The sequence below is a fragment of the Mycobacterium sp. IDUB_9 genome (assembly GCF_055419505.1).
Window position 1 is genome coordinate 897,499 of record NZ_JBVAXU010000002.1, and the last position, 23,362, is coordinate 920,860.

Annotated in this window: 21 protein-coding genes, 1 tRNA gene and 2 pseudogenes; 8 read left to right on the plus strand and 16 right to left on the minus strand. The window is 65.4% G+C overall.

Translation table 11 applies throughout. From position 1 onward, the window contains the following. Nucleotides 1–7: 7 nt before the first annotated feature. The 6 genes from mbtN to crcB (ACZY08_RS12980) are packed head-to-tail and all read right to left on the minus strand — an operon-like array spanning nucleotide 8 to nucleotide 4,923. Nucleotides 8–1,183: a mycobactin biosynthesis acyl-ACP dehydrogenase MbtN gene (gene mbtN, locus ACZY08_RS12955; RefSeq protein WP_463744471.1), complete on the minus strand. Its 1,176-nt coding sequence runs from the start codon at nucleotides 1,181–1,183 to the stop codon at nucleotides 8–10. Further along, entirely contained in the window at nucleotides 1,180–2,745 is a 1,566-nt protein-coding gene (gene mbtM, locus ACZY08_RS12960; protein WP_463745262.1) for a long-chain-fatty acid--ACP ligase MbtM, read from the minus strand. The genes mbtN and mbtM overlap by 4 nt, the downstream gene beginning before the upstream one ends. Nucleotides 2,746–2,750: 5 nt before the next feature. Further along, nucleotides 2,751–3,020 (minus strand): acyl carrier protein, encoded by a 270-nt coding sequence (locus ACZY08_RS12965; RefSeq protein ID WP_055112333.1) that lies wholly within the window; start codon nucleotides 3,018–3,020, stop codon nucleotides 2,751–2,753. Between the two features lie 60 nt (nucleotides 3,021–3,080). Next, entirely contained in the window at nucleotides 3,081–4,154 is a 1,074-nt protein-coding gene (locus ACZY08_RS12970; protein WP_463744470.1) for a DUF190 domain-containing protein, read from the minus strand. Beyond that, on the minus strand, nucleotides 4,151–4,516 hold the full coding sequence (gene crcB, locus ACZY08_RS12975) for a fluoride efflux transporter CrcB (protein WP_463744469.1): 366 nt from the start codon (nucleotides 4,514–4,516) through the stop codon (nucleotides 4,151–4,153). Before crcB (ACZY08_RS12975) ends, ACZY08_RS12970 begins: the two co-directional genes overlap by 4 nt. An 8-nt stretch (nucleotides 4,517–4,524) precedes the next feature. Further along, entirely contained in the window at nucleotides 4,525–4,923 is a 399-nt protein-coding gene (gene crcB / locus ACZY08_RS12980) for a fluoride efflux transporter CrcB (protein WP_463744468.1), read from the minus strand. A gap of 71 nt (nucleotides 4,924–4,994) precedes the next feature. On the opposite strand from crcB (ACZY08_RS12980), the gene pgm reads away from it, so the two are divergent. The 3 genes from pgm (at nucleotide 4,995) to ACZY08_RS12995 (ending at nucleotide 8,016) form a co-directional block, all read left to right on the plus strand. Then, the gene (pgm, locus tag ACZY08_RS12985; protein WP_463744467.1) at nucleotides 4,995–6,629 is read left to right on the plus strand and encodes a phosphoglucomutase (alpha-D-glucose-1,6-bisphosphate-dependent); all 1,635 of its coding nucleotides are present in this window, start codon (nucleotides 4,995–4,997) and stop codon (nucleotides 6,627–6,629) included. Continuing rightward, nucleotides 6,626–7,888, plus strand: coding sequence for an MFS transporter (locus ACZY08_RS12990; RefSeq protein WP_463744466.1), 1,263 nt, complete (start codon nucleotides 6,626–6,628; stop codon nucleotides 7,886–7,888). Before pgm ends, ACZY08_RS12990 begins: the two co-directional genes overlap by 4 nt. Nucleotides 7,889–7,943: 55 nt before the next feature. After that, nucleotides 7,944–8,016: transfer RNA gene (locus tag ACZY08_RS12995), tRNA-Ala, on the plus strand. A gap of 109 nt (nucleotides 8,017–8,125) precedes the next feature. On the opposite strand, the gene ACZY08_RS13000 is transcribed toward ACZY08_RS12995, so the two are convergent. Next, a complete protein-coding gene (locus ACZY08_RS13000) occupies nucleotides 8,126–9,760 on the minus strand; it encodes an Eco57I restriction-modification methylase domain-containing protein (RefSeq protein WP_463744465.1) in 1,635 nt (544 codons plus the stop codon). Between the two features lie 63 nt (nucleotides 9,761–9,823). Here ACZY08_RS13000 and ACZY08_RS13005 point away from each other — a divergent pair, with 63 nt between their 5' ends. After that, nucleotides 9,824–11,008 carry a phospholipase D-like domain-containing protein gene (locus tag ACZY08_RS13005; RefSeq protein ID WP_463744464.1) on the plus strand — a complete coding sequence of 395 codons (1,185 nt, stop codon included), beginning with the start codon at nucleotides 9,824–9,826 and terminating at the stop codon, nucleotides 11,006–11,008. A 20-nt stretch (nucleotides 11,009–11,028) separates the two neighbouring features. Here ACZY08_RS13005 and ACZY08_RS13010 read toward each other — a convergent pair whose 3' ends face one another. Both ACZY08_RS13010 and ACZY08_RS13015 read right to left on the minus strand, forming a co-directional pair. Continuing rightward, nucleotides 11,029–12,219 (minus strand): tyrosine-type recombinase/integrase, encoded by a 1,191-nt coding sequence (locus ACZY08_RS13010; protein ID WP_463744463.1) that lies wholly within the window; start codon nucleotides 12,217–12,219, stop codon nucleotides 11,029–11,031. Beyond that, nucleotides 12,216–12,905 carry a hypothetical protein gene (locus ACZY08_RS13015; RefSeq protein WP_463744462.1) on the minus strand — a complete coding sequence of 230 codons (690 nt, stop codon included), beginning with the start codon at nucleotides 12,903–12,905 and terminating at the stop codon, nucleotides 12,216–12,218. The genes ACZY08_RS13010 and ACZY08_RS13015 overlap by 4 nt, the downstream gene beginning before the upstream one ends. A gap of 47 nt (nucleotides 12,906–12,952) precedes the next feature. On the opposite strand from ACZY08_RS13015, the gene ACZY08_RS13020 reads away from it, so the two are divergent. The 4 genes from ACZY08_RS13020 to ACZY08_RS13035 all read left to right on the plus strand — a co-directional run bounded on the left by ACZY08_RS13020 (nucleotide 12,953) and on the right by ACZY08_RS13035 (nucleotide 17,092). Further along, complete coding sequence (locus ACZY08_RS13020) at nucleotides 12,953–13,174, plus strand: helix-turn-helix domain-containing protein (RefSeq protein ID WP_463744461.1); 222 nt, start codon at nucleotides 12,953–12,955, stop codon at nucleotides 13,172–13,174. A gap of 173 nt (nucleotides 13,175–13,347) precedes the next feature. After that, nucleotides 13,348–14,835, plus strand: coding sequence for a hypothetical protein (locus tag ACZY08_RS13025; RefSeq protein ID WP_463744460.1), 1,488 nt, complete (start codon nucleotides 13,348–13,350; stop codon nucleotides 14,833–14,835). A 465-nt stretch (nucleotides 14,836–15,300) separates the two neighbouring features. After that, a complete protein-coding gene (locus ACZY08_RS13030) occupies nucleotides 15,301–16,074 on the plus strand; it encodes a hypothetical protein (RefSeq protein WP_463744459.1) in 774 nt (257 codons plus the stop codon). Nucleotides 16,075–16,189: 115 nt separating this feature from the next. Further along, nucleotides 16,190–17,092 carry a GIY-YIG nuclease family protein gene (locus ACZY08_RS13035; RefSeq protein WP_463744458.1) on the plus strand — a complete coding sequence of 301 codons (903 nt, stop codon included), beginning with the start codon at nucleotides 16,190–16,192 and terminating at the stop codon, nucleotides 17,090–17,092. Nucleotides 17,093–17,435: 343 nt separating this feature from the next. On the opposite strand, the pseudogene ACZY08_RS13040 reads toward ACZY08_RS13035, so the two are convergent. From ACZY08_RS13040 to ACZY08_RS13070, 7 genes and pseudogenes are all read right to left on the minus strand, one after another. Further along, nucleotides 17,436–17,768, minus strand: a pseudogene (locus ACZY08_RS13040) (cytochrome P450); the annotation flags it as partial. An 8-nt stretch (nucleotides 17,769–17,776) separates the two neighbouring features. Beyond that, a pseudogene (locus ACZY08_RS13045) lies at nucleotides 17,777–18,578 on the minus strand (mycofactocin-coupled SDR family oxidoreductase). Between the two features lie 46 nt (nucleotides 18,579–18,624). Then, nucleotides 18,625–19,560, minus strand: a complete 936-nt coding sequence (locus tag ACZY08_RS13050) for an HpcH/HpaI aldolase/citrate lyase family protein (protein ID WP_463744457.1) — start codon at nucleotides 19,558–19,560, stop codon at nucleotides 18,625–18,627. 17 nt (nucleotides 19,561–19,577) lie between these two features. Further along, nucleotides 19,578–20,783, minus strand: coding sequence for a CaiB/BaiF CoA transferase family protein (locus tag ACZY08_RS13055; protein WP_463744456.1), 1,206 nt, complete (start codon nucleotides 20,781–20,783; stop codon nucleotides 19,578–19,580). Next, entirely contained in the window at nucleotides 20,783–21,115 is a 333-nt protein-coding gene (locus ACZY08_RS13060; protein WP_463744455.1) for a hypothetical protein, read from the minus strand. The genes ACZY08_RS13055 and ACZY08_RS13060 overlap by 1 nt, the downstream gene beginning before the upstream one ends. Further along, on the minus strand, nucleotides 21,115–22,446 hold the full coding sequence (locus ACZY08_RS13065) for an aromatic ring-hydroxylating oxygenase subunit alpha (RefSeq protein WP_463744454.1): 1,332 nt from the start codon (nucleotides 22,444–22,446) through the stop codon (nucleotides 21,115–21,117). Before ACZY08_RS13065 ends, ACZY08_RS13060 begins: the two co-directional genes overlap by 1 nt. Beyond that, on the minus strand, nucleotides 22,443–23,342 hold the full coding sequence (locus ACZY08_RS13070) for an enoyl-CoA hydratase/isomerase family protein (RefSeq protein ID WP_463744453.1): 900 nt from the start codon (nucleotides 23,340–23,342) through the stop codon (nucleotides 22,443–22,445). The genes ACZY08_RS13065 and ACZY08_RS13070 overlap by 4 nt, the downstream gene beginning before the upstream one ends. Nucleotides 23,343–23,362: the final 20 nt, after the last annotated feature.

Consider the following 23,362-nt stretch of genomic DNA (forward strand, 5'->3'; position numbering starts at 1 on the left):
GACCGGTTCAGGCGCCGGCGAATTCCTCGTAGCCCTCGTAGTCGGGCTTCATCGCGGCCGCCACCAGTTCCCAGAGCACCTCGTCGGTGCCGCCACCGACCCGGGCCAGCTTCATGTCGCGCCACCACTTACCCAGCGGGGTCTCGTCGACGAGATAGCCCGATCCGCCGAAGATGTGCATGCACTCCGACGCGACCTCCTCGCCCAGACGTGCGGCAGTCACCTTGAAGGCGGCGGCGGCTCGGAGGTCGAGCTTGCCCTGTAGGGCCACCCCGGCCAGGGCGTAACGCAGCAGGTCGACGCGGGCCTGCAGATCGGCGATCCGCATCCGCAGCGCCTGGTGCTCATAGAGCGTGTGGCCGAACTGGCGACGCTTCATCATGCGCGCCAACGTGATTCCGAGGATTCGTTGTGACCCGGAGGCCACCTGCCCCGAAATCGACATGCGTTCGTGGGCCAGGCCCCAGGAGATTGCCGCGAGCCCGGTCCCGGCCCGGGCCACCAGATGGTCGGCGGGCACCCAGGTGTCGATGTGCACCGCGGCGGTATCGAGAGGGCCGTTGCCTACCTTGCGGTAGGGGGTCTGTACCTCGACCTGTGAGGTCGGGACGGCGATGACGACGACGTTGCCGTGCCGGCTCGTCGGGTCGTGGTCGACGTTGCGGGCCACCACCATGATGTGGTCGGCGACCGGCGACAGCGAGACGAACTTCTTGATGCCCTTGATCTCGAAACCGTCTCGTGCCGTGCGGACTTCAGTCTCCACGATCTGCAGATCCGAGCCGCCGGATTCTTCAGAGGCAGCGATGCACAGCACGGCCTCGCCGCGAACGGCTTGTTCGCAGATGGTACGGAGGTGATCGGATTTGCCGAACCGGCGCAGGAGGGCGATGGCCGAATCATGCAGGCTGACACCCACCCCGATGCCGGAAGAACCCGTCCGGCCCAGCGCGAAGGCCAACTCGATCAGCTTGGCCACATCAGGTTGCTGACCGTCGCCCCATTTCTCGGTGAACACCCCATTGCGTCCGAGGTGTTCGATGAGTGCGCGCGGAAAACGTTCGGTCTCTTCGGCTTCGGCGGTCCATGCCTTGACCTGGTCGTCGAACACCCGATCCAGCAGATCGCGGTACTCGTCGAGGGTCGTGGTGGCCGGCACCGGTGTCGGAACTGTGGCGGTCATGACTTCGCTGCCTCCATCTGTCGTTTGACCTCCAGGCGGCGCAGCTTGCCCGAGGAGGTGCGGGGGAGTGAGCCCGGTGTCAGGAACACCACGTCGGCGGGCACGATGCCGCATTCGGAGGCCACCTGCTGGATGACCTGGCTGCGGGCCCCGGCCTCGTCGGCGCCGCGGAACTCCGCCGCGATCACCAGACCGGACCGGACTGCCTTCTCGCCGGCACCCACGGCAACCACTGCGCCTTCGCGAACTCCTTTGACCTGGGCGGCAACTCGCTCGATCTCGGTGGGGAAGATGTTGCGTCCGGCGACCGTGATCAGTTCCTTGGTGCGCCCGCACACCACCAGCCCGCCGTCGACGAAGTAGCCCAGATCGCCGGTGGCGAACCAGTCTCCGGGATTCAGCGGGGTCTGGCCGAGGTAGCCCGACATCATCGAGGTGCCACGGATCTCGATCTCGCCCACCTCGCGGCCGACGATGCCGGCGTTGTCGTCGCCTGGGTGCAGGCGCACTTCCATCCCGGCGATGGCGTCACCGAGGACCGCGAGCTGCTGCTGATTGGAGCCGGCGTCCGTGGTGACGGTGATCTCGTCGAGCACCACGCCGAACCCGGGAACGGGAACCGTGACCGCGCAGGATGATTCGGCCATGCCGTAGGACGGTGAGAGGGCTCCGGGGTTGAAGCCGAAGCGGGCCAGCTCGGTGCCGAACCGGCTCGTGGCCTCACAATCGACCGGTTCGCCGCCGTTGAGGGCGAACCGCACAGCCGACAGGTCCAGATCGGTCAGCCGCCGGGAGTATTTGCCGATCAGTCCGTACGCCATGTTCGGCGCGGCGGTCAGGGTGGCGCGGCTCTCGGTGAGCCAGCGCACCCAGCTGAACGGTGAGGCGGCGAACGCCGCCGTCGGCGCCTGCCACACCTCGATGCCGCGGACTGCGCCGGTGAGCAGGAAGGTCAGGCCCATGTCGTGGTACAACGGCAGCCAGGAGCAACCGATATCGCTGGGCGACAAGCTGATTCGCTCAGCCAACCCATTCAGATTGGCCAGTACTGCCGATGGTGGCATCTGAGCGGTGCGTGGTGTGCCGGTGGAACCTGCCGTGCCCTGCAGCACGGCGCAGGGACCGGTTCCCAGCGGCAGCGTGGTGGAGCGCTGGGTGTGGGCGACGACGACGTCGTCATGGATCGCGAGGGACGGCTCGGCCTTCTGCAGCAGATTCAGGCAGTCGCCATGGCTGAACACGGTGCCCACTCCGATGGCGGCGAACCTCTCCAGCGTGGAATGCGCCCACTGACCGGCGTCCGCTCCCCGAACGGGACCGGGCAGTACGGAAAGCGCTGCGCCGGAAAGGAGGCCGCCGAGAACTGTCGCGATTCCTTCCACGGTGGGCTCACCGACCACACCGACAGCCGTGGAACCGTCGTTGCCGATCTGTTCGGCGACGTTCTCGGCGCGGGCATACATCTGCCCCCATGGGTGGCGGGTCCAGGCGCGCGCATCCTGGTCGTACACCACGAGATCGGCGTCGCTCGCGGTCAGCGACGCGGCGAGGGCCGTGGCCAGCACGCTCACTGGCTGCTCTGCGCGGCAGGCACTTTCGCCAGGATGGCCGCCTCGAGGTCTCCGACGGTGTCGCAGCTGAGCAGGTCTTCTTCGGACAGGACGACCCCGAGCTTGTCTTCGATCGCCACCATGCCTACCGCGAAGGCCACCGAATCCAGGCCGGCGTCGTCGACGAGGCGGGATTCCCTGGTCACCCGACGGACATCGACGTTCATGTCGTCGCGAAGGATCTCGGTAAGGGCGGCGCTGACCGCTTCGGGTGTTGTCGACTGCATGGGGTCGCACGGTACACGGCGAAGGAAAGCTAGGCTAGCCTTACCAGGCCTGCTGTGGGCTTAGTAACTAAAGCGCGCCAGGTCAGTGCCGCCGAGGCGGTGGCCGGTGTCGACGACAGTTGCCGAGGGCACCATCTCAGCGGTGATCACGCCGTGCTCGCGAGTGAGTTCGTCGATGATCTCGAAGGCCCCGGCGATCCGTTCCGGGGTGTCCACCACGATCGTCGTCACCGGCACCTGCCGCCCGAACTGAAACAGCCGGTCACCGTGCGGTTTGTCCTCGCCGGTGAAGCCCCACACCGCACGCAGCACGGTGGCACCGCTGGCCGCGCCGGTCTGCATCACCCTGCGGACGATCGCCCGGTGAACGGGCACTCCGTCGTGGTGCGCGGTCTCCGACGTGTGCACCATCAACTTCTGCCACAGCGGTCGGCCCTCGGCGTCGGCGCCCGGGAGTTCGGCCGGGCGGGTCAGCAATTCCCCGCCCCGCTTGCACAGTTGTGCCCGCTCGACGGTGAGCAGTGGGTTGTGCGCCAGAAGTTCGGTGAGCTCACCGAGCACGGTGTTCACCTGCCCTCCGGTTCCGAGGCCGATGATCATCAACGGCACGTCGGTGTTTCGGCCGAAGAACGCCGCACGTCGACGCCGGCCGTGCACGGTGCCGTCGACCCCGAGGAACACGGTGGCCTGGGCGAACCCGCGCTGATACAGCAGATCGCACACCGCACGGTAGGCCGGAACTCCACCGATCCGGTGATGGCGGCCGACGTACACCGTCAGCTTGGCGAAGTCGGTCACGGTCGGCGCGGGCGACTCGCGGCGGACCAATTGGGCCCGTTCGAGGGTGATCAGCCCTCGGGGAATGAGATTGACGGTCTGCTCGGCCAATGCGGATATCTTGTCGGCGGCATCGACGGCGGCGATGACGATCGGGGGATCCTCCGAGGCGGTCAACGTTTCGTCGGTGCGTAGATGGTGGTGTGGTCCGAAGCTGGAGATTCCGCGCAGCATCACGCTGATCGCGATGTCGCTGTTGCCGTACAGATCCAACAGCGCATCGGCGACGAAGCGGTTCTCGTGACGCAGTCGCTCGGCGAAATACGCGGTCAGTTTGAGGTAGTCGGTGGTGGTCACAGCCGGCTCCCCAGTGACATGCCCAGCCACGCCGCGGTCAGGCCGAGTGCGACGCTGACGACGATATTGCCCACCGCCGGCCAGATCCGGCGCTCCTCGCCGAGCCGCTGGGTTTCCAGCATCCAGGTGGAGAACGTCGTGTAGGAGCCGACGAATGCGGTGCCGGCCAGTAGCGCGGCGTGTGGGTTCAGCGCCAGGCCGCCGAGGAAGCCCAGCAGAAAGGCGCCGCTGAGGTTGACCGCCAGGGTGCCGAACGGGAAGCCCCGGGAATGTCGGGCGGACACTGCGCGGTCGAGCATGAACCGGCAGACCGCCCCGACGCCGCCGAGCAGCATCACCCCGGCCCAGACGACGGCGGTCATCGGGGCACTCAACCTCGCACCATGGCTCGCCGCACGAGCGCGGTCGCGATCGCCACTGCGAGTAGGCCGGCAGCGATGCTCGCCGCGGTGTAGCCGGCGGCCAACGCCCAATGACCATGTTCGAGCATCGTGATCGTCTCGACCTGCATCGTGGAGAACGTGGTGAGCCCGCCACACAACCCCGTGCCCAACAGCGGCCGGCGGTAGCTGGACACGGGCAGCCGCTCCAGCAGGCGGGTGGTGAAGTAGCCGAGCAGGAACGCACCGACGATGTTCACGATGAAGGTGGGCCAGGGCCAATGTCCGGGATCGTGGGCCGCGAGCACCGCCAGGCCGGCGCGCGCCAGGGTGCCCAGGGCACCGCCGGCGAACACCGCGGCCAATTCTCGGGGATCGTGGCCGAACATAAGCCAAAAGTATGGCGGCTAGTGCGCGACTAGCGGGCACCGACATTCGTTCGGGAGCACAATCGGGAACCATGGCTGCCAATCCCCGTGCCGGGCAACCGGCTCAACCCGAGGATCTGATCGACATCGCCGAGGTGGTGACCGCCTACTACACCAGGCGGCCCGACCCCGATGACATTGCGCAGCAGGTGGTGTTCGGCACGTCCGGGCACCGCGGCTCCAGTCTGGACACCGCATTCAACGAAGGCCACATCTTGGCCACCACCCAGGCCATCGTCGAATACCGGGCCGCGCAGGGCACCACCGGACCGTTGTTCATCGGCCGCGACACCCACGCCCTGTCGGAGCCGGCCTGGGCCTCGGCCCTGGAGGTGCTCGCAGCGAACGATGTGGTGGCCATGATCGATTCGGCCGACCGCTACACCCCGACGCCCGCGGTCAGCCACGCCATCCTGACTTTCAACCGGGGCCGAGATTCAGATTTGGCCGACGGAATCGTCGTCACCCCCTCACACAACCCGCCGCGCGACGGCGGCTTCAAGTACAACCCGCCCAACGGCGGGCCCGCGGACACCGACGCCACCGGGTGGATTGCCAAGCGCGCCAACGAGATCCTGCGTGAGGGGTTCAAGTCGGTGAAACGCATGCCGCTGTCGAGGGCATTGCAGATGGCCCAGCGTCACGACTACCTCGATGCCTACGTCGCGGATCTGGCCAATGTGGTGGACCTGCACGCGATCCGGGCCGAGGGGATCCGCATCGGGGCCGACCCGCTGGGCGGGGCCAGCGTCGACTACTGGGGCGCCATCGCCGACCGGTACAACCTGGACCTGACCGTGGTGAACCCGCTGGTGGACGCAACCTGGCGGTTCATGACCCTGGACACCGACGGCAAGATCCGGATGGATTGCAGCTCACCGAATGCCATGGCTGGGCTGATTGCCAACCGGGATTCCTACCAGATCGCCACCGGCAATGACGCCGACTCCGACCGGCACGGCATCGTCACTCCCGACGGCGGGCTGATGAATCCCAACCACTATCTCGCGGTGGCCATCGACTACCTCTACACCCATCGCCCGGAATGGCCGGCAGCCACCGCGGTGGGCAAGACCGCGGTGAGCAGTTCGATCATCGATCGCGTGGTGGCCGGGCTGGATCGCAAGCTGGTCGAGGTGCCCGTCGGGTTCAAGTGGTTCGTCGACGGGTTGATCGGTGGCGGGATCGGCTTCGGCGGTGAGGAAAGTGCGGGGGCCTCGTTCCTGCGCACCGACGGTTCGACCTGGACCACCGACAAGGACGGCATCATCCTGGCGTTGCTGGCCTCGGAGATCCTGGCGATCACCGGCTCGACGCCTTCGCAGCGCTATGCCGAGTTGGCCGAACGCTACGGTTCGCCGACCTACGCGCGCATCGACGCGCCGGCCGACCGGGAGCAGAAGGCCCGGCTGGCCAAGCTGTCGCCCGAACAAGTCAGCGCCACCGAACTGGCCGGTGAGCCGATCACCGCCAAGCTGACCGCCGCGCCCGGCAACGGCGCGGCGCTGGGCGGATTGAAGGTCACGACGCAGAACGCCTGGTTCGCCGCACGGCCGTCGGGCACCGAGGACGTCTACAAGATCTACGCCGAGTCCTTCCTCGGAGCCGACCACCTGGCGGAGGTGCAGGAGGCCGCCAAGGACGTGGTTAATACAGTCATCGGGTGAGCGTTAAGGAGGGGGACTGTCAGAGCGACGCCAAGCCGAAGCTGCCCGGTGAAGTCTGGGTCCTGATCGTCGCCAACGCCGTCATCGCGCTCGGCTACGGCGTGGTGGCGCCGGTGCTGCCGGCCTACGCCCGCCACTTCGGGGTCAGCATCAGCGCCGCGACGTTCGTCATCACTGCCTTCGCGCTGATGAGGCTGTGTTTCGCGCCGGCCACCGGGGTGTTGATCCAGCGGCTGGGGGAGCGCCGGATCTACGTCTGGGGCTTGCTGATCGTCGCCGTCACCACCGGCGCGTGTGCGTTCGCCCAGACGTATTGGCAGTTGCTGCTGTTCCGGTCGCTGGGCGGAATCGGGTCGACGATGTTCTTCGTGTCCGCGTTGGGACTGATGATCCGCGTCAGCCCGGAGGATGCCCGCGGACGGGTGGCCGGCCTGTTCTCTTCGGCGTTCCTGGTCGGCTCGGTCGGAGGGCCGGTGCTCGGCAGCCTCACCGCGGGGCTCGGCCTGAATGCCCCGTTCGTCATCTACGGGGTCGCGCTGTTGGTGGCGGCCGCCGTGGTGTTCATCAGCCTGCGGCACTCGTCGCTGGCCGCACCCGCGCCTGAGGAAGGCGCCAAGGTGACGGTTCGCACGGCGCTGCGCAACCGTGCGTACCGGGCGGCGTTGCTGTCGAACTTCGCGACCGGCTGGTCGGCGTTCGGCCTCCGAATTGCCTTGGTGCCGTTGTTCATCGTCGACGTGCTGGGTCGCGGTCCCGGAATGGCGGGACTCGCCTTGGCCACCTTCGCCGTCGGCAACGTATCCGCGGTGATCCCCAGCGGGTACCTGTCGGATCGGGTGGGGCGGCGCCTACTCATGATCGTCGGGCTCACCGCGGCCGGGATCTCGACGGTGATGGTGGGGTTCACCGACGGGCTGATGCTGTTTCTGGTGAGTGCCTACATCGCGGGATTCTCCACCGGGATCTTCACCGCGCCGCAGCAGGCTGCCGTGGCTGACATCATCGGCAACAAAGCTCGCGGCGGCACCGCCGTGGCGACGTTCCAGATGATGGCCGACGTCGGTTCGATCGGCGGCTCGCTGCTGGTCGGGCTGATCGCGCAGTACCTGTCGTTCTCCTGGGCCTTCGTGATCAGCGGGGTGATCCTGTTGATCGCCGCGGTCGGCTGGATCTTCGCTCCCGAGACCCGCGGGCGGCCTTCCGCGGAGCACACTCCGGCCCGCGCGCTGGGTCCGGAGGCCGGTGGAGAGGTTCCCTGACCAGCGATTTTGAACCTAGGGTGGCGGTGGTGTAATTTCGTGGGGCACGACAAACGGGGCTATGGCGCAGTTGGTAGCGCACCACACTGGCAGTGTGGGGGTCAGGGGTTCGAATCCCCTTAGCTCCACAAGAAAGGACCCGAGGCCAGAAGCCTCGGGTCCTTTGCTACAGGGGTACCGGTTTGCCTTGAATGTCCTAAAGATGTCCTATCGACGTGGACAACCGCCTACGGGCTGTCAGCCCCCAACAGCGCCGCCGTTGCGGTCCAAGCGTCGGTTCAGCAGGAAATCGCGTGCTTCCCGCAGCGCCTCTAGCACCTCCCTCGAGATGTGCGGCAGGCGTTGCGAAATGAGTTCGTCCGTCCGATCGACAAGCGCTGGCGAATCTATGCCGCTCGTGCGCACCAGTGCGTCGAGTTCTTCGAATTGGGTGCTGGAAATATCGACTAGTGGAACAAGCAGTGACTTGATCTCCGAGGGGACGAGTTCGAGTACTCCGCCACCAAAGCTCCGCCCAAAAAGCTCTGCGGTCAGCAGCGTAAGCGAGTTGTGGAATGAGCCGACGAGATCGCGTGCTCTGCCCCGGTAGTTCCCAATCGTCGCACCCTGGTAAATCGTGTCAGTCGTCACAACGCCACTACGGTTTTGTATGAGCCGAGGGTATTGATGTGAGCGCTTCGACAACATGAGTTCACCGGGGCTTACGACGGGAACTCGGTACCAGGGTGTGCGAATGCGACACTTGTAACGCTCATGAAGGCGGCTTGCTTCGCCTAGGGCAATGTACTCATGCGGTCGGCTGGCCTCGATTGGGTCTTCCGAGCCCAATGAGGAATCGAACAGCCAAGTGGGCGCTCCTGAGGCACGATTCGCTTCCAAGTCAGCGTCGGTGAATTGCAGTCCGGCTGCCTGACGTGTTCGCGCCAGGAGCGGTCGTGTCCACTCGTTCAGGCCGAACTCGCTTCTGGTGGCATCGTCAAGAGAGAAGAACTCGTTAGCTCCGGTGACGGTCGCAACGCTCAACCGCGCAGCACTACCCAATGTGATGACCCCGTCCGCATCCCGAGCGTATTCGAATGCGGACAGCAGATGCGGGCTCAATAAGAGACTGGTCCATGTTGTTGGAGAGTCATCCACCGCATGTGCCCATCCCGAACCGGTCGCATGATCGAAAACTGTAATCTTGGCCTCGGTTCGGGCGTCAGAGCCGATTCGCCCGCTCAGGACGACTACCTCCTGTAGGACGCCGGGGAACGAGCCGACAGGAAACAGATCGACTTGCAGGGTCTCGGCGTTGCGAGTGAGCCAGTCACGAGCCACCTTGGCTGAAACGCCAGTTAAACATTCAGCAGGGATGATGAACGCGAAGCAACCGCCGCGTTTGAGTTTCGCCAGTGATCCCAAGAAGAGTGGAATCCATAGATTCGACACACGTTTCAGCGAGACCCCGATCTCTTCCGAAAGTCGCGCTATATCCGCTTGGTCGGCTTTGTCAACGAACTGATAGCGCAGAAACGGTGGATTGCCTACCGCAACGTCGAAGCCCGTACCGCAAGACCAAACCTTGGGATCGAAGAAGCTTCCGGTAAGTACCTTGCCGTCGATGGCGGATGCAGCCAGCTCTCGATCGCACGCCGCTGCCTCCTGCTCGATTAGTTCCACAGCGACTACGCGTGCCACCCTGTCGCGTAGCGGATTGCCCGCAAGGCCACGAATGAACGCCCCATCACCGGCGCTCGGTTCGAGGACCGTGAGGGCGGATCGGTCTTGCGTTAATTCGCTGATTCTGTTCAGACACACCTGAACGAGTGCAGAAGGCGAGTAGAAACCGCCTCTCAACTTTTCCGGTCCAAGCTGGTCGGCAGTCTTCACGTCTGCATGCTCGCATGGGGTCCCGACATACCGATGCGGTCAAGCACGGTGTGTCGTGCCGGTGTGACAGATGTGACGGATGAGAATCAGCGCGTGACGTTGCAGTTTGTGCCTCAACCATGGAAAGACGGCGCCAATCTTGACGACTGGTTCGCAACCGTTCGCGAAGCGTCGACGCATGAGACGCAACACCTGACCATCGTGACCGCTTGGGCTAAGCGGTCTGGCTTAACGCTGATTAGGGATGATCTCGCAGCGCTCAGAGCTGGCGGTGGGTCCGTCGCGATGATCGTCGGCATCAGCGAGGGCGGCGCATCTCGTCAAGGTTTGGAACTTGCGTTGGAGCTGTGCGACACCGTCGAGGTGTTCCACGATCCGTCGGGAAGGACTTTTCATCCGAAGGTTTACCTATCGCGAGGTGAGTCTTCGTCGCAACTGTTCGTTGGCTCCAACAATCTGACGGCGGGCGGCGTATTCAGAAATTATGAAGCGGGCTTAGTCTTGGTCTCGACGACCGATGATCCGGTAGTTGCGGAAGTCGAACAGTGGATTGAACAGCTGCGCTCAGAGTCCGAATGCTGCGTCCGTCTCACTTCCGAGACGCTGACGGCCATCATTGCAAACGACGCTTACCGAATCGGCGATGAGGACATCACCCGCTCGTCTCGTCGTAGCGGCGTTGACGTTGGCTCTGCCGAGGGACGTGTATTCAGCGCTAGTCGAAGTAGGAAAAAGGGACCTCGCGGGAAATCGCCGGCGACCACCGGAGGCGAGACCGTTGGTGACGACGAACAGGCCGCTGGGTCGGTTTCGGGGGAAGTCCTAAGACAATGGTCGAAGAAGCTAAAGCGCTCGGATGCGCAGCAGCTAGGCGGCTCAGGGACCACCAACCTTACAGGCGCTCTGCGATTGACAAAGAGCGGTCATGACCTGGACCAGACGACGTATTTTCGGTATGAGTTCTTCGGGCGTGAAATCTGGCAAGCAGATCCCGAGAAACCGAGCGTCGACTACACGGTGGTCGACATTGATGTAACCGTGCTCGGAAATCCGCTCGGTGTGATGTCCTTTCGCATTGATCACGACGTGACCCGAGAGGCGGGCCAGCACAACTTCACGACAGTTCTGAAATGGGGACCGATGAACGCCCTTCTTCGTTCGACGAGCTACGTGGATAGGTGGGTCTTACTAGAGGCACTCACAAATGGATACCGTCTAGAGATCGTCGAGGACGACCCCGACACGTAGTCTGATCCGCGCTTATGACGCTATCTTGCCTTCGCGAATATTTCGGCGGCCGAGGTCAAGCGGTCGTCGGTCACGCGCCCGTAAACCGTCTGCGTCATGCGCTCGGTGTGACCGTGCCACGCCGCGACGACGTCGGCGGCGATCCCCGCCGCACGCATCCGCGAGATATTGCTGTGCCGCAGTTTGCCCAGCGTGATCGCCTTGAGTCCGGCCGCCTTGCGCTGCGCGGTGAACTCGCGGCTGTACTCGCGAACCGGCAGCGGCGTCCCATCGGCCCGCGACAGCAACAGGTCGGCGTCGGCCAGCGGTCGGCCCACGGCGAGGCGCTCGCGCAGATGCGCCGTGCGCATGGCCTTGAGCATGGACACTTCGCGGGGCGGCAGCGGCAGATCGCGGGCACTGCGGTCGGTCTTGGTCCCGACGATGATGTCGCGCCCGTTGACGTCGACCCGAGCCTGCCGGATGCGCAGCGCCCCGTTGTCAACGTCGACGTCGCACCAGCGCAGCCCGCCGACTTCTTCGCGGCGCAGCCCGAGCAGCGTCAGCGCGAAACACCCAGCGAGGCGGTGGGCGGCGACGTGATCGAGGAACTTGCCCATCTGAGCCGGGGTCCAGATGTCATCGGCGGCTGTGGCGGTGACCGACTTCTGTTCGGGCGACCCAAGATCGGCTGACGGGTCGTAGGTCAGCCAGCGCATCCGCTTCGCGTGAGCCATGACCGACTTGAGCCGGACAATGGCACGGCGCTTGGTGGCCGGGGCCAGCGACTTGCCGCCCTTGCCGGTCAGCGTCGCCGTCCAGTCGGCTAGTGCGGCGGGCGTGAGCTTCTGGACCGGCACCGCGCCGAACGCCCGGCGTGCGTAGGCCAGCGACTCACGGTCGGCGCGAACGGTGTTCGGACCGATGGACGGGTCGGCCTCGCGCAGCTTGAGCCAGTGGTCGGCGATCTCATCGAACGTCTGAGCCGACTTGGGTGCCCACGTCGCCGCTGCCCACTGCTGACGCTGCTCGGTGACCCACTGCGCGGCCTCGCCCTTGGTACGGAACACCTTGGTGGGCCGGACCTGCTTGCCGGTGACGGGGTCGGTGCCCAGCGTGGGCCGGGCACGCCAACCCTTGCCGTTCGGCAGTCGCTTGATCGAACTGTCGGTGCGGTCGCCGCGCTGCTTGGGCTGACGGGCGGGCTGTGCGGCGGCGATGTCGGTGTTCATCGGTCGGTTTCCTGTTGGTCGGTGGTCGGCTTGCGGGGCTTGCGCAGTTCGTCGCGTCCGAGTAGCGGCGGCTCGGTCGTCTTGCAGCGCCGGACCCACCCCTTGACTGTCTCGGTGGATACGTCGCGCCCGAGCGCGCTTGCTGCGCGGTCGGCAACCCGCTCGTAGGCGTTGCCGCCCTTGGGCGCTTCCTCGCGCACCCACGCCGCCACTTGCGCCAGAAACTGCCGTGACAACCGGGGCCGACCGACGCGCCTACCGCCGGACGTGGGCGGTGCGGCTCCCGGCGGCGCGTGCCGGATCATCGCGTCGATAACGCCGTGGGTGAACCGGAATTGCTCGATCCATTCGTGGCCGTCGGTGGTGCCGGTCGCCGCGTCAAGGGTCTGACGCAGCTTGCGAGCGGCGTCGGCAGCCTCGGCAGTGTCGTGCATCGCGGCAGTACGGGCCAGCCGGGCAGTGTTGACGCGCCGCAGTGTGTCCGACGTGATCGGCACGCCGTCGACCGATGTCACCCGCAGATCGATGATGACCGGCCCATCGGCGGTGTCGCGCCACGCGATCTCGTAGTTATGCGCGTGATCGTGGCAGGTGATCGTCACCGGACGCTCGGCGTCTGCGTCAACCTCGACCCCGGCCACCTCGCCCGCCCGGCGCGGTGAGTAATTCCGCTTGGTCCCGCTCATAGTTTCTAACCCTAGACGCTACCGTGCAAAGGTGCAAAATAGACACCATGACGATGACCATAGCCACCAAGGCGACCCCCACACTGGACGAATTGCGCAGCGGGCCACCGACTCTGAGCATTGAGCAGGCCGCACGCTATCTCGGCGTGAGCCGTGCCTACGGCTACACAATGGCGCGTGAGGGGCGGCTGCCGACGATCAAGCTCGGCGAGAAGCGCGTGCGTGTGCCCGCCCTTACGCTGCTCAAGATGCTCGGTGGTGACGGGTAAAGCCAACCGGCGCAACGCGATTCACCTAGACATGCGTGCGCCCCGCCCGTTGACGAGGCCGAGCGGGGCGACTACCGAGACGAGAGGCAGCCGAGCAAGTGACCGCCAAGGCTCAGACTACCGCGAACATCAACGGCAGTCCGTACCCTAATAAGCCCGCGTGGGTCGATCGCGTGAATGCCGAACAGGCTCGCGACGACCGTGACCATGACGCCGCTGAGCAGTACCGGGTGCGCAACGATGCCACTGCCTCGGACGGGGCGACGGCTGCGGCTGACGCGCTGGCCGACCTGCGCCGCGTCATGGCCGACAACGCCGACGTGCTGACTTCGAGTGGGGTTCTGGCCCACGTCGCCCGGTTCGCCGACGCACGCGGCGCCGAGCGGTACGCGACGGTGCTCGGGGTGCTGATGCGCACGGTGCTGGCCGTGCCGCCGCAGGTCGTGCTGCCGCCGATCATCGGCGGCGAGGTGTCGCTGAACCTGCTGCTGACGGTCGTTGGCGGCAGCGGTGCGGGCAAGGGCACCGCCGACAAGACGGCAGCCGCAGCGGTTCGCCCGTCGGTCGGCGGTCGTCGCGCCGCCCCGTCGCTGCCGATGATCCCGGTCGGTACGGGCGAGGGAATCAACCGCACATATGCCCACGCCGAGCGCGACAAGCTCGGCAGCGGTCAGGTCGAGTTGAAATGGCACACCGACCGCGCCCTGTTCGGCTGCCGCGACATCGCCACGGTCGCGGCGCTGACAGCGCGTCAAGGCTCCACGCTGGTGCCCGAGTTGCTCAAGGCGTACATGGGCGAAGAACTCGGGTTCGCCAACGCCGAGAAGGATCGCCGCGTCATCCTGCCGATGCACAGCTACCGGCTGTGCCTGTCGGCGGGCGTGCAGCCCGACAACGGCGCGGTGCTGCTCAACCCGCAGGCGCAACGTGACGGGGTGCCGCAGCGGTTCGTGTGGACGCCGGTACGGCCGGGCGTCGCCCGAGCACGACGCAGCGCCGACGCCGCTCGGGTGGAGCCGATGACGGTGCCGGTGCCCGACTTCGGAATTGACCCGATGGACTTTCATACCGAGGCCGACGACGCCGACGTCTACGCGCCCGCTGCGCTGCAACTGGTGCCGATGAGCGTCGCGTCGCTCATCGTTCAACAGGTCATCGACGCCGACGCGGCCAAGGACGCCGACCCGTTCGGACGCAGTGACGACCCGCTGGCCGGTCACCGCCTGCTCGCTCAACTCAAGGTCGCCGCCGCGCTCGCGGTGCTGCACAACCTGACCTGCGTCGGACCCGAGGACTGGCAGCGTGCCGAGCGGCTGATCGCCGTCTCGTCGGCGGTGGCTCAGGTTGTCGCCGTCGAGTCGCTGTCCGCCGCGGAGCGCGACGCTGTGCGTCAGGGACAGATCGACGGTCACCGGCTGGCCGCTGCCGACGATGCCCGGCACACCGCCGCGCTGCACACGGTCATGGGCCGGGTGACCCGGTTCCTCGGTGAGCAAACAGATTGGGTGTCTCAGGGCGCGGTAACCCGTTCGGTTACTGGAAAGCTGCGCCGTGACCTCCCCGACGCGCTGTTGGCGCTGATCGATAACGGCACCATCGAGCGCCGCAAAGTCGAACGCGCTGCTCAGAGCGTTACTCAGTATCGGATGCGTGCATCATGACCGTGGCGCAGGTGTTGGCACCCTTGACGCAGGTGTTGGCACCCTCGACACCGCCTTTTTCGCAGTTCAGAAGCGCCTTGGCACCCTTGGCACCCCTTGGCACTTCACGTACAAAGTCTCGCAACTTGATTCTCGTATACGAATTCGCCCGGCTCGCTGTGCTGGTTGATTATCGGACGCTGTGTGAGACGCCGCGTTCTCATGCGACAGGGTGCCAAGGGTGCCAAGCGTGCCAAACCCCTTTTGACCTGCCGGTACTGGGTGCCAACGCCCTGCGCCAACGGGTGCCAACCCATGCGACGCGGTGGGCGGCGTTAACGAGGTCGCGAGGGCGCTCGCAAAGCCTCGGCGGTGGGCGGCGTCAACCGCCATACCGCCCGCCCGCCGACGGCCCGCGCCGAGCTAACCCGACTGACCCGCCTGTCCGATCAATCCCTGTCCGAACGGAAACGGAGAACTACGACTATGTCTGACAACAGCACTCGGCAGCCCCACGAACGGCAGCGTGCACTCAAGGCCGTGGAGCTGCGCGTGCAGGGACACCCGTACGCACAGATCGCTTCCGCGCTGGACTACGCCGACGAGAGCGGTGCTCGGCACGCGGTGTCGCGGCTGCTGGCTCGCCGCGAGGCCGAGTCGGTTGACGAACTGCGAGCGGTGCACGGCGCAAGGCTTGAGGGCGTGCTGTCGAGCTTCTGGGCCGCTGCGACGTCCGGCGACCCCGAAGCGGCGCGGATCGTGCTGCGCACGCTCGACAGCCTCGCCAAGCTGCACGGCCTCGACGCGCCGACCCGCGTCGCGGTCGGCCAGCCGGTCAGCGCCGTCGAGTTCGCCGAGGAAGCGGCGCGGCTAATCGAGTCGATTGCGTCAATGGGCGGCACCGATGACCTGTTGCGCTCACTGCCCGACGGTGCCGGGCAGGCTGTGCTGGACGCTCGCCAGTCGGCAGCGTTGCCCGATGGCGATGGTTTTGCCGCGCAGGACGTACCGCTCACCGGGGCAGGCAGCCCCGCTGCGGTGTCCGACGTGGAGAACTGGTCGAACATTGAGCCGGACGCGGTGCCTGTCGTGCTGCCGAGGCCGTCGCGGCTGCCGGTCGCCGAGCCGGAACCGGCGACTGTGGTTGAGGCCGAAGCGCAGGCCGAGTCAGACGTGACTCCGCAGAGGGCGCCTGCAAGGGTCAATCCGTGGGCGAGAATCAATGAGCGCTATGACCCCCTCGCCGCTTGGAGGCGGTAGCGGCGATCTGCCCGCTCTTGTCGGGTACGAGGCAGTGTCCTAACCCCTACCCTCGGGAAAGGACGCGGCCCGATGTTGCGGGCTGTGTGACAGTCATCATCGAAAGGCGCTGCATATGCGGGGGAAGCAGATCAAGCTGTTCCTCGTCGACGGCACACCGGGTGGGCTGACGACGGCGGAGATCACCAACTGGACCGGCCATGTGTTGTCGGCTGGTCGCTCCGACCTCGCGGACCTCTTGAAGCGGAACGAGACCCAACGCACCGGAGTTTACTTTCTGCTGGGTGACGATGAGGCGGCCGTCGGCAACACCCGTTGCTATATCGGTGAAGCCGATATCGTGGCCGACAGGCTGCGGTACCACCACCGTGACAAGGACTTCTGGGATCGGCTTGTCGTCATCACCTCGAAGGACGCCAATCTCACCAAAGCCCATGTCCGTTACTTGGAATCAAAGCTCATCAGCTTGGCGACTCAGGCTGGCAGGGTCACACTCGACAATGGGACATCGCCCACTGTCCCGGCATTGCCCGAGGCAGACAAGTCGGACATGGATTACTTCGTGTCACAGTTGCAGATTGTTTTGCCGGTGCTCGGCGTCAACGCCATACGGGTCCCACAGCCGACCTCGCCGAATCAGTCTTCCGCTCAGGCGACAACGTCACCGATCTTTCGGCTTAGCCACCCAAAGCTGCTCGTTGATGCTCAGGCGCAGCAGATTGACGGGGAGTTCACCATGCTCGCGGGTTCGTCGGTGGTCGCCTCCTGGCATGGGGTCGGCAAGGCGCAAAGCACTAAGAAGGCTTACGCGTCTTACCGGGCTCAACATCAGCAACTGGTTGCCAACGGTGCCGTAGCCGTCGAAGGCGGGACGGGACGAGTGACCCGCAACATCGTATTTCCCTCCCCGTCGACTGCTGGTGCTGTCGCCCTCGGACGCTCCTGCAACGGCCGTCGAGAATGGATTACCTCAGAAGGCGAGACGTTCGGTGAGTGGGAGAGCCGGGGCGTCGAGTAAGACCGGCCGTTGTTCAATGGCGCGACTTGTCGTCAAAGTCGCCTCCGATACATCGATCAAGCGGGAATCGTACCGCGTGCGTGGGCATCGGAAATGCGATCCGCGTGGTCCGAACAGCCGTTCGGTGTGTCCTAGCGGTGTCCTAAGACTCTCGATCACACGCAAACACGCAGGAGACACATGAGTCTGGAAAGAGCACCTCGGCGTGGACGTTTCGGCACGCACCAGACGCTTCAACATGGCCCAGCACATACCGTTTCACCCTGGCAGTGTGGGGGTCAGGGGTTCGAATCCCCTTAGCTCCACTTAGAAACCGCAGCTCAGGAGCGGTCTCGAAAGTTGCGATGGCGGCCATCCGGCGTGGTGTGAAGACTCGGGCCATCAACCCGCGCAGCATCGCGTGCATGGGCGGGTCCTCGAACATCATCACACCCTTGGGCATGCCGAAGTCCGACTTGACCCGTTCGAGGATGTCACTTCGACTGTTGAAGAACGTCTCCCAGTTCGAAAGCGCTGGTTCAACGTCGTCGTAGCGCGAGAGCGCCCAGAAGTCGTAGTGCTCGTTGTAGTAGATCGGCGCTTCCTCACGCAGTCGCGTATAGGTCGGCCACGGGTCGGCCGCGATGGTGAGGTCGTACGGGTCGTAGTACACGTCGGTGTCTTTCGCGGTCGTCATGATCGCTCCTACTTCAGCAGGCTGCCGGCGTCGACCGGGAGCGTGACGCCGGTGATGTAGCGGGCTTCGTCCGAGGCGAGAAACAGCACCGCGTTGCTGACGTCGGACGGTTCCACCCACGGGATCGGGAGGAAGTGAAGGACTGGCAGATCGGCGCGAGATCGTCGGGGCCCGGGTTCTCCAGGTCGGGTCGGAACAGCCGGTAGGTCGGCTCGTTCATCAACAGCGGACTGCTCACGTGCGTCGGATGAACGGTGTTGACGCGGAACGACTCGGCGCCCAGCTCGACCGCGAACGTACGCATCAGGCCGACGACGCCGTGCTTTGCGGCGATGTAGTGACCCACCTGTGGGTAGGCCTTCAGCCCACCGACGGAGCTGGTGATGATGACCGAACCGCCCCTGCCTCCCGACTTGAGTTGCGGGACAGCGGCTTTGATGGTCTTCCAGACACCGCCCAGATTGACACCGAGGTCTCGTCCCAGGAGGCCTCGTCCATCTTGTGGAGTTTGACCCCGGCCGTCCCGATGCCGGCGTTGGTGACGACGATGTCCAGGCGCCCGAGTTCTTCGACGCCGTCGTCCAATGCGGTCTTGAGTGCTGCGTAGTCCCGCACGTCGACCCGAGCGGTGACGACGCGTCGGTCCAGATTCTTGATCATGTCGGAGGTCTCGGCGAGGTCCTCCGGGGTTGCCGCCGGTGCGGGGGAGGCGTCGAACCCGCGGCAGATGTCGACGGCGATGATGTCGGCACCCTCCTGCGCCAATCGGACCGCGTGACTTCTGCCCTGCCCGCGCGCGGCACCCGTGATGAGGGCGACCTTGCCCTCGACCCGTCAGGTCATTCCTGGCTCACTCTCACAGTGGTTGTTTCCCATTGTGATCCGAGGGCACGGCCCTGCGGAGGACATTGGCGGCATGGCGCATCAGGGCGGCGTCGACGAGCTTTCCGCCCCGGCCGACGGCGCCGATGCCCTCAGCCTCGGCACGGCGATAATCGGTCATGATGGCGCGGGCTTCGGCGAGTTCGTCGGCGGTCGGGGTGAAGACCTCGTGGGCGATGGATACCTGATCGGGGTGGATCGACCACTTGCCGTCGAAGCCGAGCAGGCTCGCGTGTGTCGCGGCCCGCCGATAGCCGTCCTCGTCCTGGTATCCGGGGTACGGTGCGTCGATGGCGGCGATCCCCGCCGCGCGTGCGGCGGCGAGCACCTGCACGCGTACGGCATGCCAGTAATCGCCCGGATAGTCGTCGACCGGTTGAAAGTTGCCGTCGACGCGGGAACGCAGTGAAGCCGACAGATCGCCGGCGCCGAAGATGATCGCCTCGAGACGCGGGCTGGACTTGGCGATCTCCTGCGCGTTCAGCAGTCCCTCTGCCTCCTCGACGAGCGCCTCGAGGGCGATCGGCTGCGTCAATCCCAACTGCTCCTCGAGCTGCGTGAGCAGGACGTCGACCCACCAGACCTCGTGCACGGTAAGCACTTTCGGGACGATGATGACGTCCAGCGCATCACGCGCCCCGGTGACGACCTCGACGATGTCGCCGTAACACCACTTGGTGTCGAGCCCGTTGATCCGGATCGCGCGGATGGTGCCGCCCCAGTCCAACTGGGTCAACGCCGTGACCGCCGTGGCGCGGGCACCTTCCTTTGCGGCAGGCGCGCAGGCGTCCTCGAGGTCGAGGAACACCATGTCGGCACCGGCGCGGGCGGCCACCTCGCACATGTGTTCGTTGCTTGCCGGGGTCGCAAGTTCGCTGCGCCGGGGACGGTCCCGGGTCGGGTTGCGCATGGGTTGCTCCATTCAGGTCAGATGATGCCCGCCGCGCGCAGCGCGGACAGTCGTGCGGCGTCGAGGCCGAGTACGTCGCGGTAGACGGCGTCGGTATCGGCGCCGAGTGGTCGTCCCAGGTGTTCGACGCGGGGTGGGGTCTCGCTCAGTTGGGTGACCGGCGCCTGCACCGTCATCGGGCCAAGTTCGGGGTCGTCGAACACGAGCCAGGTGCCCCGTGCCCGCAGATGTTCGTCGGCCAACAGCTGCTGCGCGTCGTAGACCGCCGAAGCGGCCACCCCCTCGGCGTGGAACACCTTCATGGCCACGTCCAATGGCCGGGCCAGGATCCATTCGGCGACCAGGCCATCAATCTCCGACGAGCGCGCTTGGCGTGGAACGGGGTCCACGTATTCGCGCCGGTGCACCAGATCTGGCCGGTCGATCGCGCGGTACACGTTGACGGCGATGCTCGACGACGCGCTCGAGATTGCGAGCCACCTGTCATCGGCCGTGCGGTACGCGTTGCGCGGTGCGCTCGCATCGACCCGGTTACCGGTCCGGCCGGGATTCTCGCCGAGCTGGTCATAGGCGAGAGTGGACTGCTCCACGAGCCGGGCCAGGGGTTCGACGAGGCTGACGTCCACTAATTGTCCCGTCCCACGGCGCGCGTCGCGGTGGTAAAGCGCCGTCATCACCGCACTGGTGGCAGCCAGCGCGGCCACGCCGTCGGCAAGCATGAACGGCGGCAACGTCGGTGGACCGTCGGGCTGCCCCGTGACGTGCGCGAAACCACTCATGGCCTCGGCCAGGGTGCCGAACCCTGGCCGGTCGCTGGCCGGCCCACCCGCACCGAAGCCGGTGACGTGCATCATCACCAGCCGCGGATGGCGGGCGTGGAGCGTCTCGTAGTCCAGACCCCAACGGGCCAACGTGCTCGGTCGGGTGTTGATGACGAACACGTCGCTGCTGGCGAGTAGCTGGTGCAGTATGTCGCGGCCGACCTCACTGCGCAGGTCGAGGGTGACGCACTTCTTGTTGCGACTGATGCTCTTCCAGATCAACCCGACGTCACCGCGCCGGGCACCCCAGGTGCGCAGCGGATCGCCGACACCGGGTTGCTCCACCTTGATGACCTCGGCGCCAAACTCACCGAGTGCGGTGGCCACCAAGGGACCAGCCGCCAGCGTGGCTGCGTCGACTACCCGCAGCCCTGCCAGCGGGAGCGGTTTCGCTCCCTCCATCAGACCGCCGGTTCGGCGACCATGTCGAAGAACGCGGCTCCGGAATCGGGGATTCGGTTCTGCTTGAAGATGTTCACCGCGTACGACACCAGGATGAAGGAGTACAGCAGGTGTAGCAGTCGGGTGGCGTCGTCGGGCAACTCGTTGATGTTCAGTGCATCCAGGTAGGCGATGGCCTCCTCCGCGCGCGGGGCCACCGCGTCGTAAAAGACCTCCAGGTCGTCGAACGGCCGATCCAGCCGGGCGGCATAACGCTCCTTGCGCGTGGCCAGTGCCCAGTCGGCGACGTACGGCTCGAGCTCCGAGAAGCCCTCCGGCAGTGACGTTCCCATCATGACTCCTTCTTCTCGCCGGCCTGGTTTGATCCCTCGTCGCGTCGCTCGCCCCGGTGGGCGGCGACCGTTTCGCGGATGACCGAGTGGAACTGTCGGATGAGCAGTTCCTGGTCGCTGAGGAAGAACGTGTCCTGCGCTCGCGTCTTCAGTGCCGAGTGGGTGGCCTCGATGGTGTTGACGTCCTGCATCGCGAACTCGATGGTGCTGTCGGTGACCAACTCCTGTGCCAGGCGTTCGTGTGCGTTGGCGGGCGGTACGAAGTACAGGTCGATCTCGTAGATGTGCGAGTCGACGGTCTCCGGCCAGTAGGTGTAGGTGATGTAGAAGTTGCGCGCCCACATCTGAATGGAGATGTTCGGGAACACCCAGAACTGGTCGTTGCCCCAGGACTTGATGTCGCCGCGGTTCAGGAACTCCGGCAGCGGCCCGATGTCCGGCACGTCGTCGGGTCCGAAGAGTCCCGCCCGAAACAGGCGGTACACCCACTTCTGCTCTTGGCGCGCCTCGCCGGCGTTACCGGGTTCCCGCGGCTTGAGTTGCGGCGGGCCGGGAACTGACGTCAGCATGTGCGGCTTGAACAGGTCATAGTGATACGAGTCGATGGGCGGCACGAGCTTTTCGGCCTTCGCGAGATCCGGATCGATGAAGCGACCGTGCACGTATGGCGGGTGATACCACTCGCAGACCGAGTCGACCGCGAGCTTCCAGTTGCCCTTGATCCGGGTGGAGAAGCCGTACCGCTGTGTCATCAGATGGAAGGGGTACTGCTCGATCCCGAGCAGTCCTTCACCGAGGAAGGAGCGCAGTGGTTCGGGATCCTTGGCCAGGTTGACGAAGATGAAGCCGGCCCACACGTCACAATGCACCGGTGGCATCTGCAACTTGCTCTTGTCGAGGTCGAAGAACTCGCCCTCGTTCGTGATGTGGCTGACGCCGCCGTCCAGGCCGTAGCGCCAGCCGTGGTACTTGCAGGAGAACTGACGGCAGGTGCCGGACAGCTCCTCCAACGGATGTTCCTGCCACACCACCTTGTTGCCGCGGTGCGCGCACACGTTGTGGAACGCGTAGTAGCTGTCGTCCAGGCCGCGCGTGACGACGATCGACGCAAGATTGCCCGGGAGCTCACGGGTGAAGAACGAGCCCTTCTTCGGCAACCGCTCGGTGCGACCGATGCACAACCAGTTGTTCTCGAAGACGGCCTTGCGCTCGGCCTGGAAGAACTCCTCGGAGATCGAGTCCTCGTAGTTCACCGGGCCGGTGCCGAGGTCGGGGTACTCCGGGGTGTACTTGCCTCGCCCGGTGGCGAGTTTCTGCTGGATTCCCGTCATGGGGTCACTCCTCGCTCTGTCTGTTGTCCGTTGGTCTGTATTTGCGTCCAAGGCTGTTGGTCCCACGCGACGTCGAGCGGAGCCATCTCCCCGCCGAACGGGAAGAAGACCCGTTGGGCGTACGTCTCGCGGCCCAGGCCGTGGCCGAGTTCGTTGACGAACGCCCGCTTGAGCGGGTTGGTGAACAGCTGACGCGTATACCGCAGCGTCAGCGGCGGCCGCTTGACCAGTTCACGGGCATGCTCCCAAGCCCGATCCAGCAGCTTGTCCTTCGGGAGCACCTCATTGACCACGCCCCACTCCTTGGCCTCCTGGGCGCTGAGCTTCTGGCCCGTCAGCAGGAAGTAGCGCGCGCGGTTGTGGCCGGCGAGAACGCTCCAGATCACGTGCTGGCCGTCGCCGGGCACCTGCCCGCGCGGAAAGTGCGACGCGTCTTGAAAATAAGCATCCTCGGAGGCCAACACGATGTCGGCCATGATCGGCACCTCGGAGTGCATGTTGCACGGTCCGTTGACCGCGCTGATCATCGGCACGTCGACGTCGAGCACGTTGAAGATGAGATGGCGTGCGTACCAGGCCTTCTCGTCGAGCTTCCACGTCCCGCGGTCACCGGGCATGGCCTGGTACATGGGCTGGTCCGGCGGTTCACCGTTGGGCAGTAGGCCCCAGTTGGCGTTGTAGTTCTCCCCGGTGCCGGTGTGAATCAACACCTTGATCTCGCGGTCACCGGCGATGTCGGCGAACGCATCCGACATCTCGTCGTGGGCCTTCCAACTCCACACCAGGCTGCCGCCGTCGGTGTGGCACTGCATGAACAGGATGCCGTCATCGGTCAGCTCGAAATTGTAGTTGGCATAACTGTTTTGGTACTCGGTGAATCGTGACCGTTTGGCCATGTCGTCCTCTCGATAGTGGG

Bases quoted from the DNA above. Each gene is read 5' to 3' on its own strand.
- mbtN (WP_463744471.1), bottom strand. From the start codon at position 1,183: ATGACCGCCACAGTTCCGACACCGGTGCCGGCCACCACGACCCTCGAC.
- ACZY08_RS12965 (WP_055112333.1), bottom strand. From the start codon at position 3,020: ATGCAGTCGACAACACCCGAAGCGGTCAGCGCCGCCCTTACCGAGATC.
- crcB (WP_463744469.1), bottom strand. From the start codon at position 4,516: ATGACCGCCGTCGTCTGGGCCGGGGTGATGCTGCTCGGCGGCGTCGGG.
- crcB (WP_463744468.1), bottom strand. From the start codon at position 4,923: ATGTTCGGCCACGATCCCCGAGAATTGGCCGCGGTGTTCGCCGGCGGT.
- pgm (WP_463744467.1), top strand. From the start codon at position 4,995: ATGGCTGCCAATCCCCGTGCCGGGCAACCGGCTCAACCCGAGGATCTG.
- ACZY08_RS13010 (WP_463744463.1), bottom strand. From the start codon at position 12,219: ATGAACACCGACATCGCCGCCGCACAGCCCGCCCGTCAGCCCAAGCAG.
- ACZY08_RS13015 (WP_463744462.1), bottom strand. From the start codon at position 12,905: ATGAGCGGGACCAAGCGGAATTACTCACCGCGCCGGGCGGGCGAGGTG.
- ACZY08_RS13020 (WP_463744461.1), top strand. From the start codon at position 12,953: ATGACGATGACCATAGCCACCAAGGCGACCCCCACACTGGACGAATTG.
- ACZY08_RS13030 (WP_463744459.1), top strand. From the start codon at position 15,301: ATGTCTGACAACAGCACTCGGCAGCCCCACGAACGGCAGCGTGCACTC.
- ACZY08_RS13035 (WP_463744458.1), top strand. From the start codon at position 16,190: ATGCGGGGGAAGCAGATCAAGCTGTTCCTCGTCGACGGCACACCGGGT.
- ACZY08_RS13050 (WP_463744457.1), bottom strand. From the start codon at position 19,560: ATGCGCAACCCGACCCGGGACCGTCCCCGGCGCAGCGAACTTGCGACC.
- ACZY08_RS13055 (WP_463744456.1), bottom strand. From the start codon at position 20,783: ATGGAGGGAGCGAAACCGCTCCCGCTGGCAGGGCTGCGGGTAGTCGAC.
- ACZY08_RS13060 (WP_463744455.1), bottom strand. From the start codon at position 21,115: ATGGGAACGTCACTGCCGGAGGGCTTCTCGGAGCTCGAGCCGTACGTC.
- ACZY08_RS13065 (WP_463744454.1), bottom strand. From the start codon at position 22,446: ATGACGGGAATCCAGCAGAAACTCGCCACCGGGCGAGGCAAGTACACC.
- ACZY08_RS13070 (WP_463744453.1), bottom strand. From the start codon at position 23,342: ATGGCCAAACGGTCACGATTCACCGAGTACCAAAACAGTTATGCCAAC.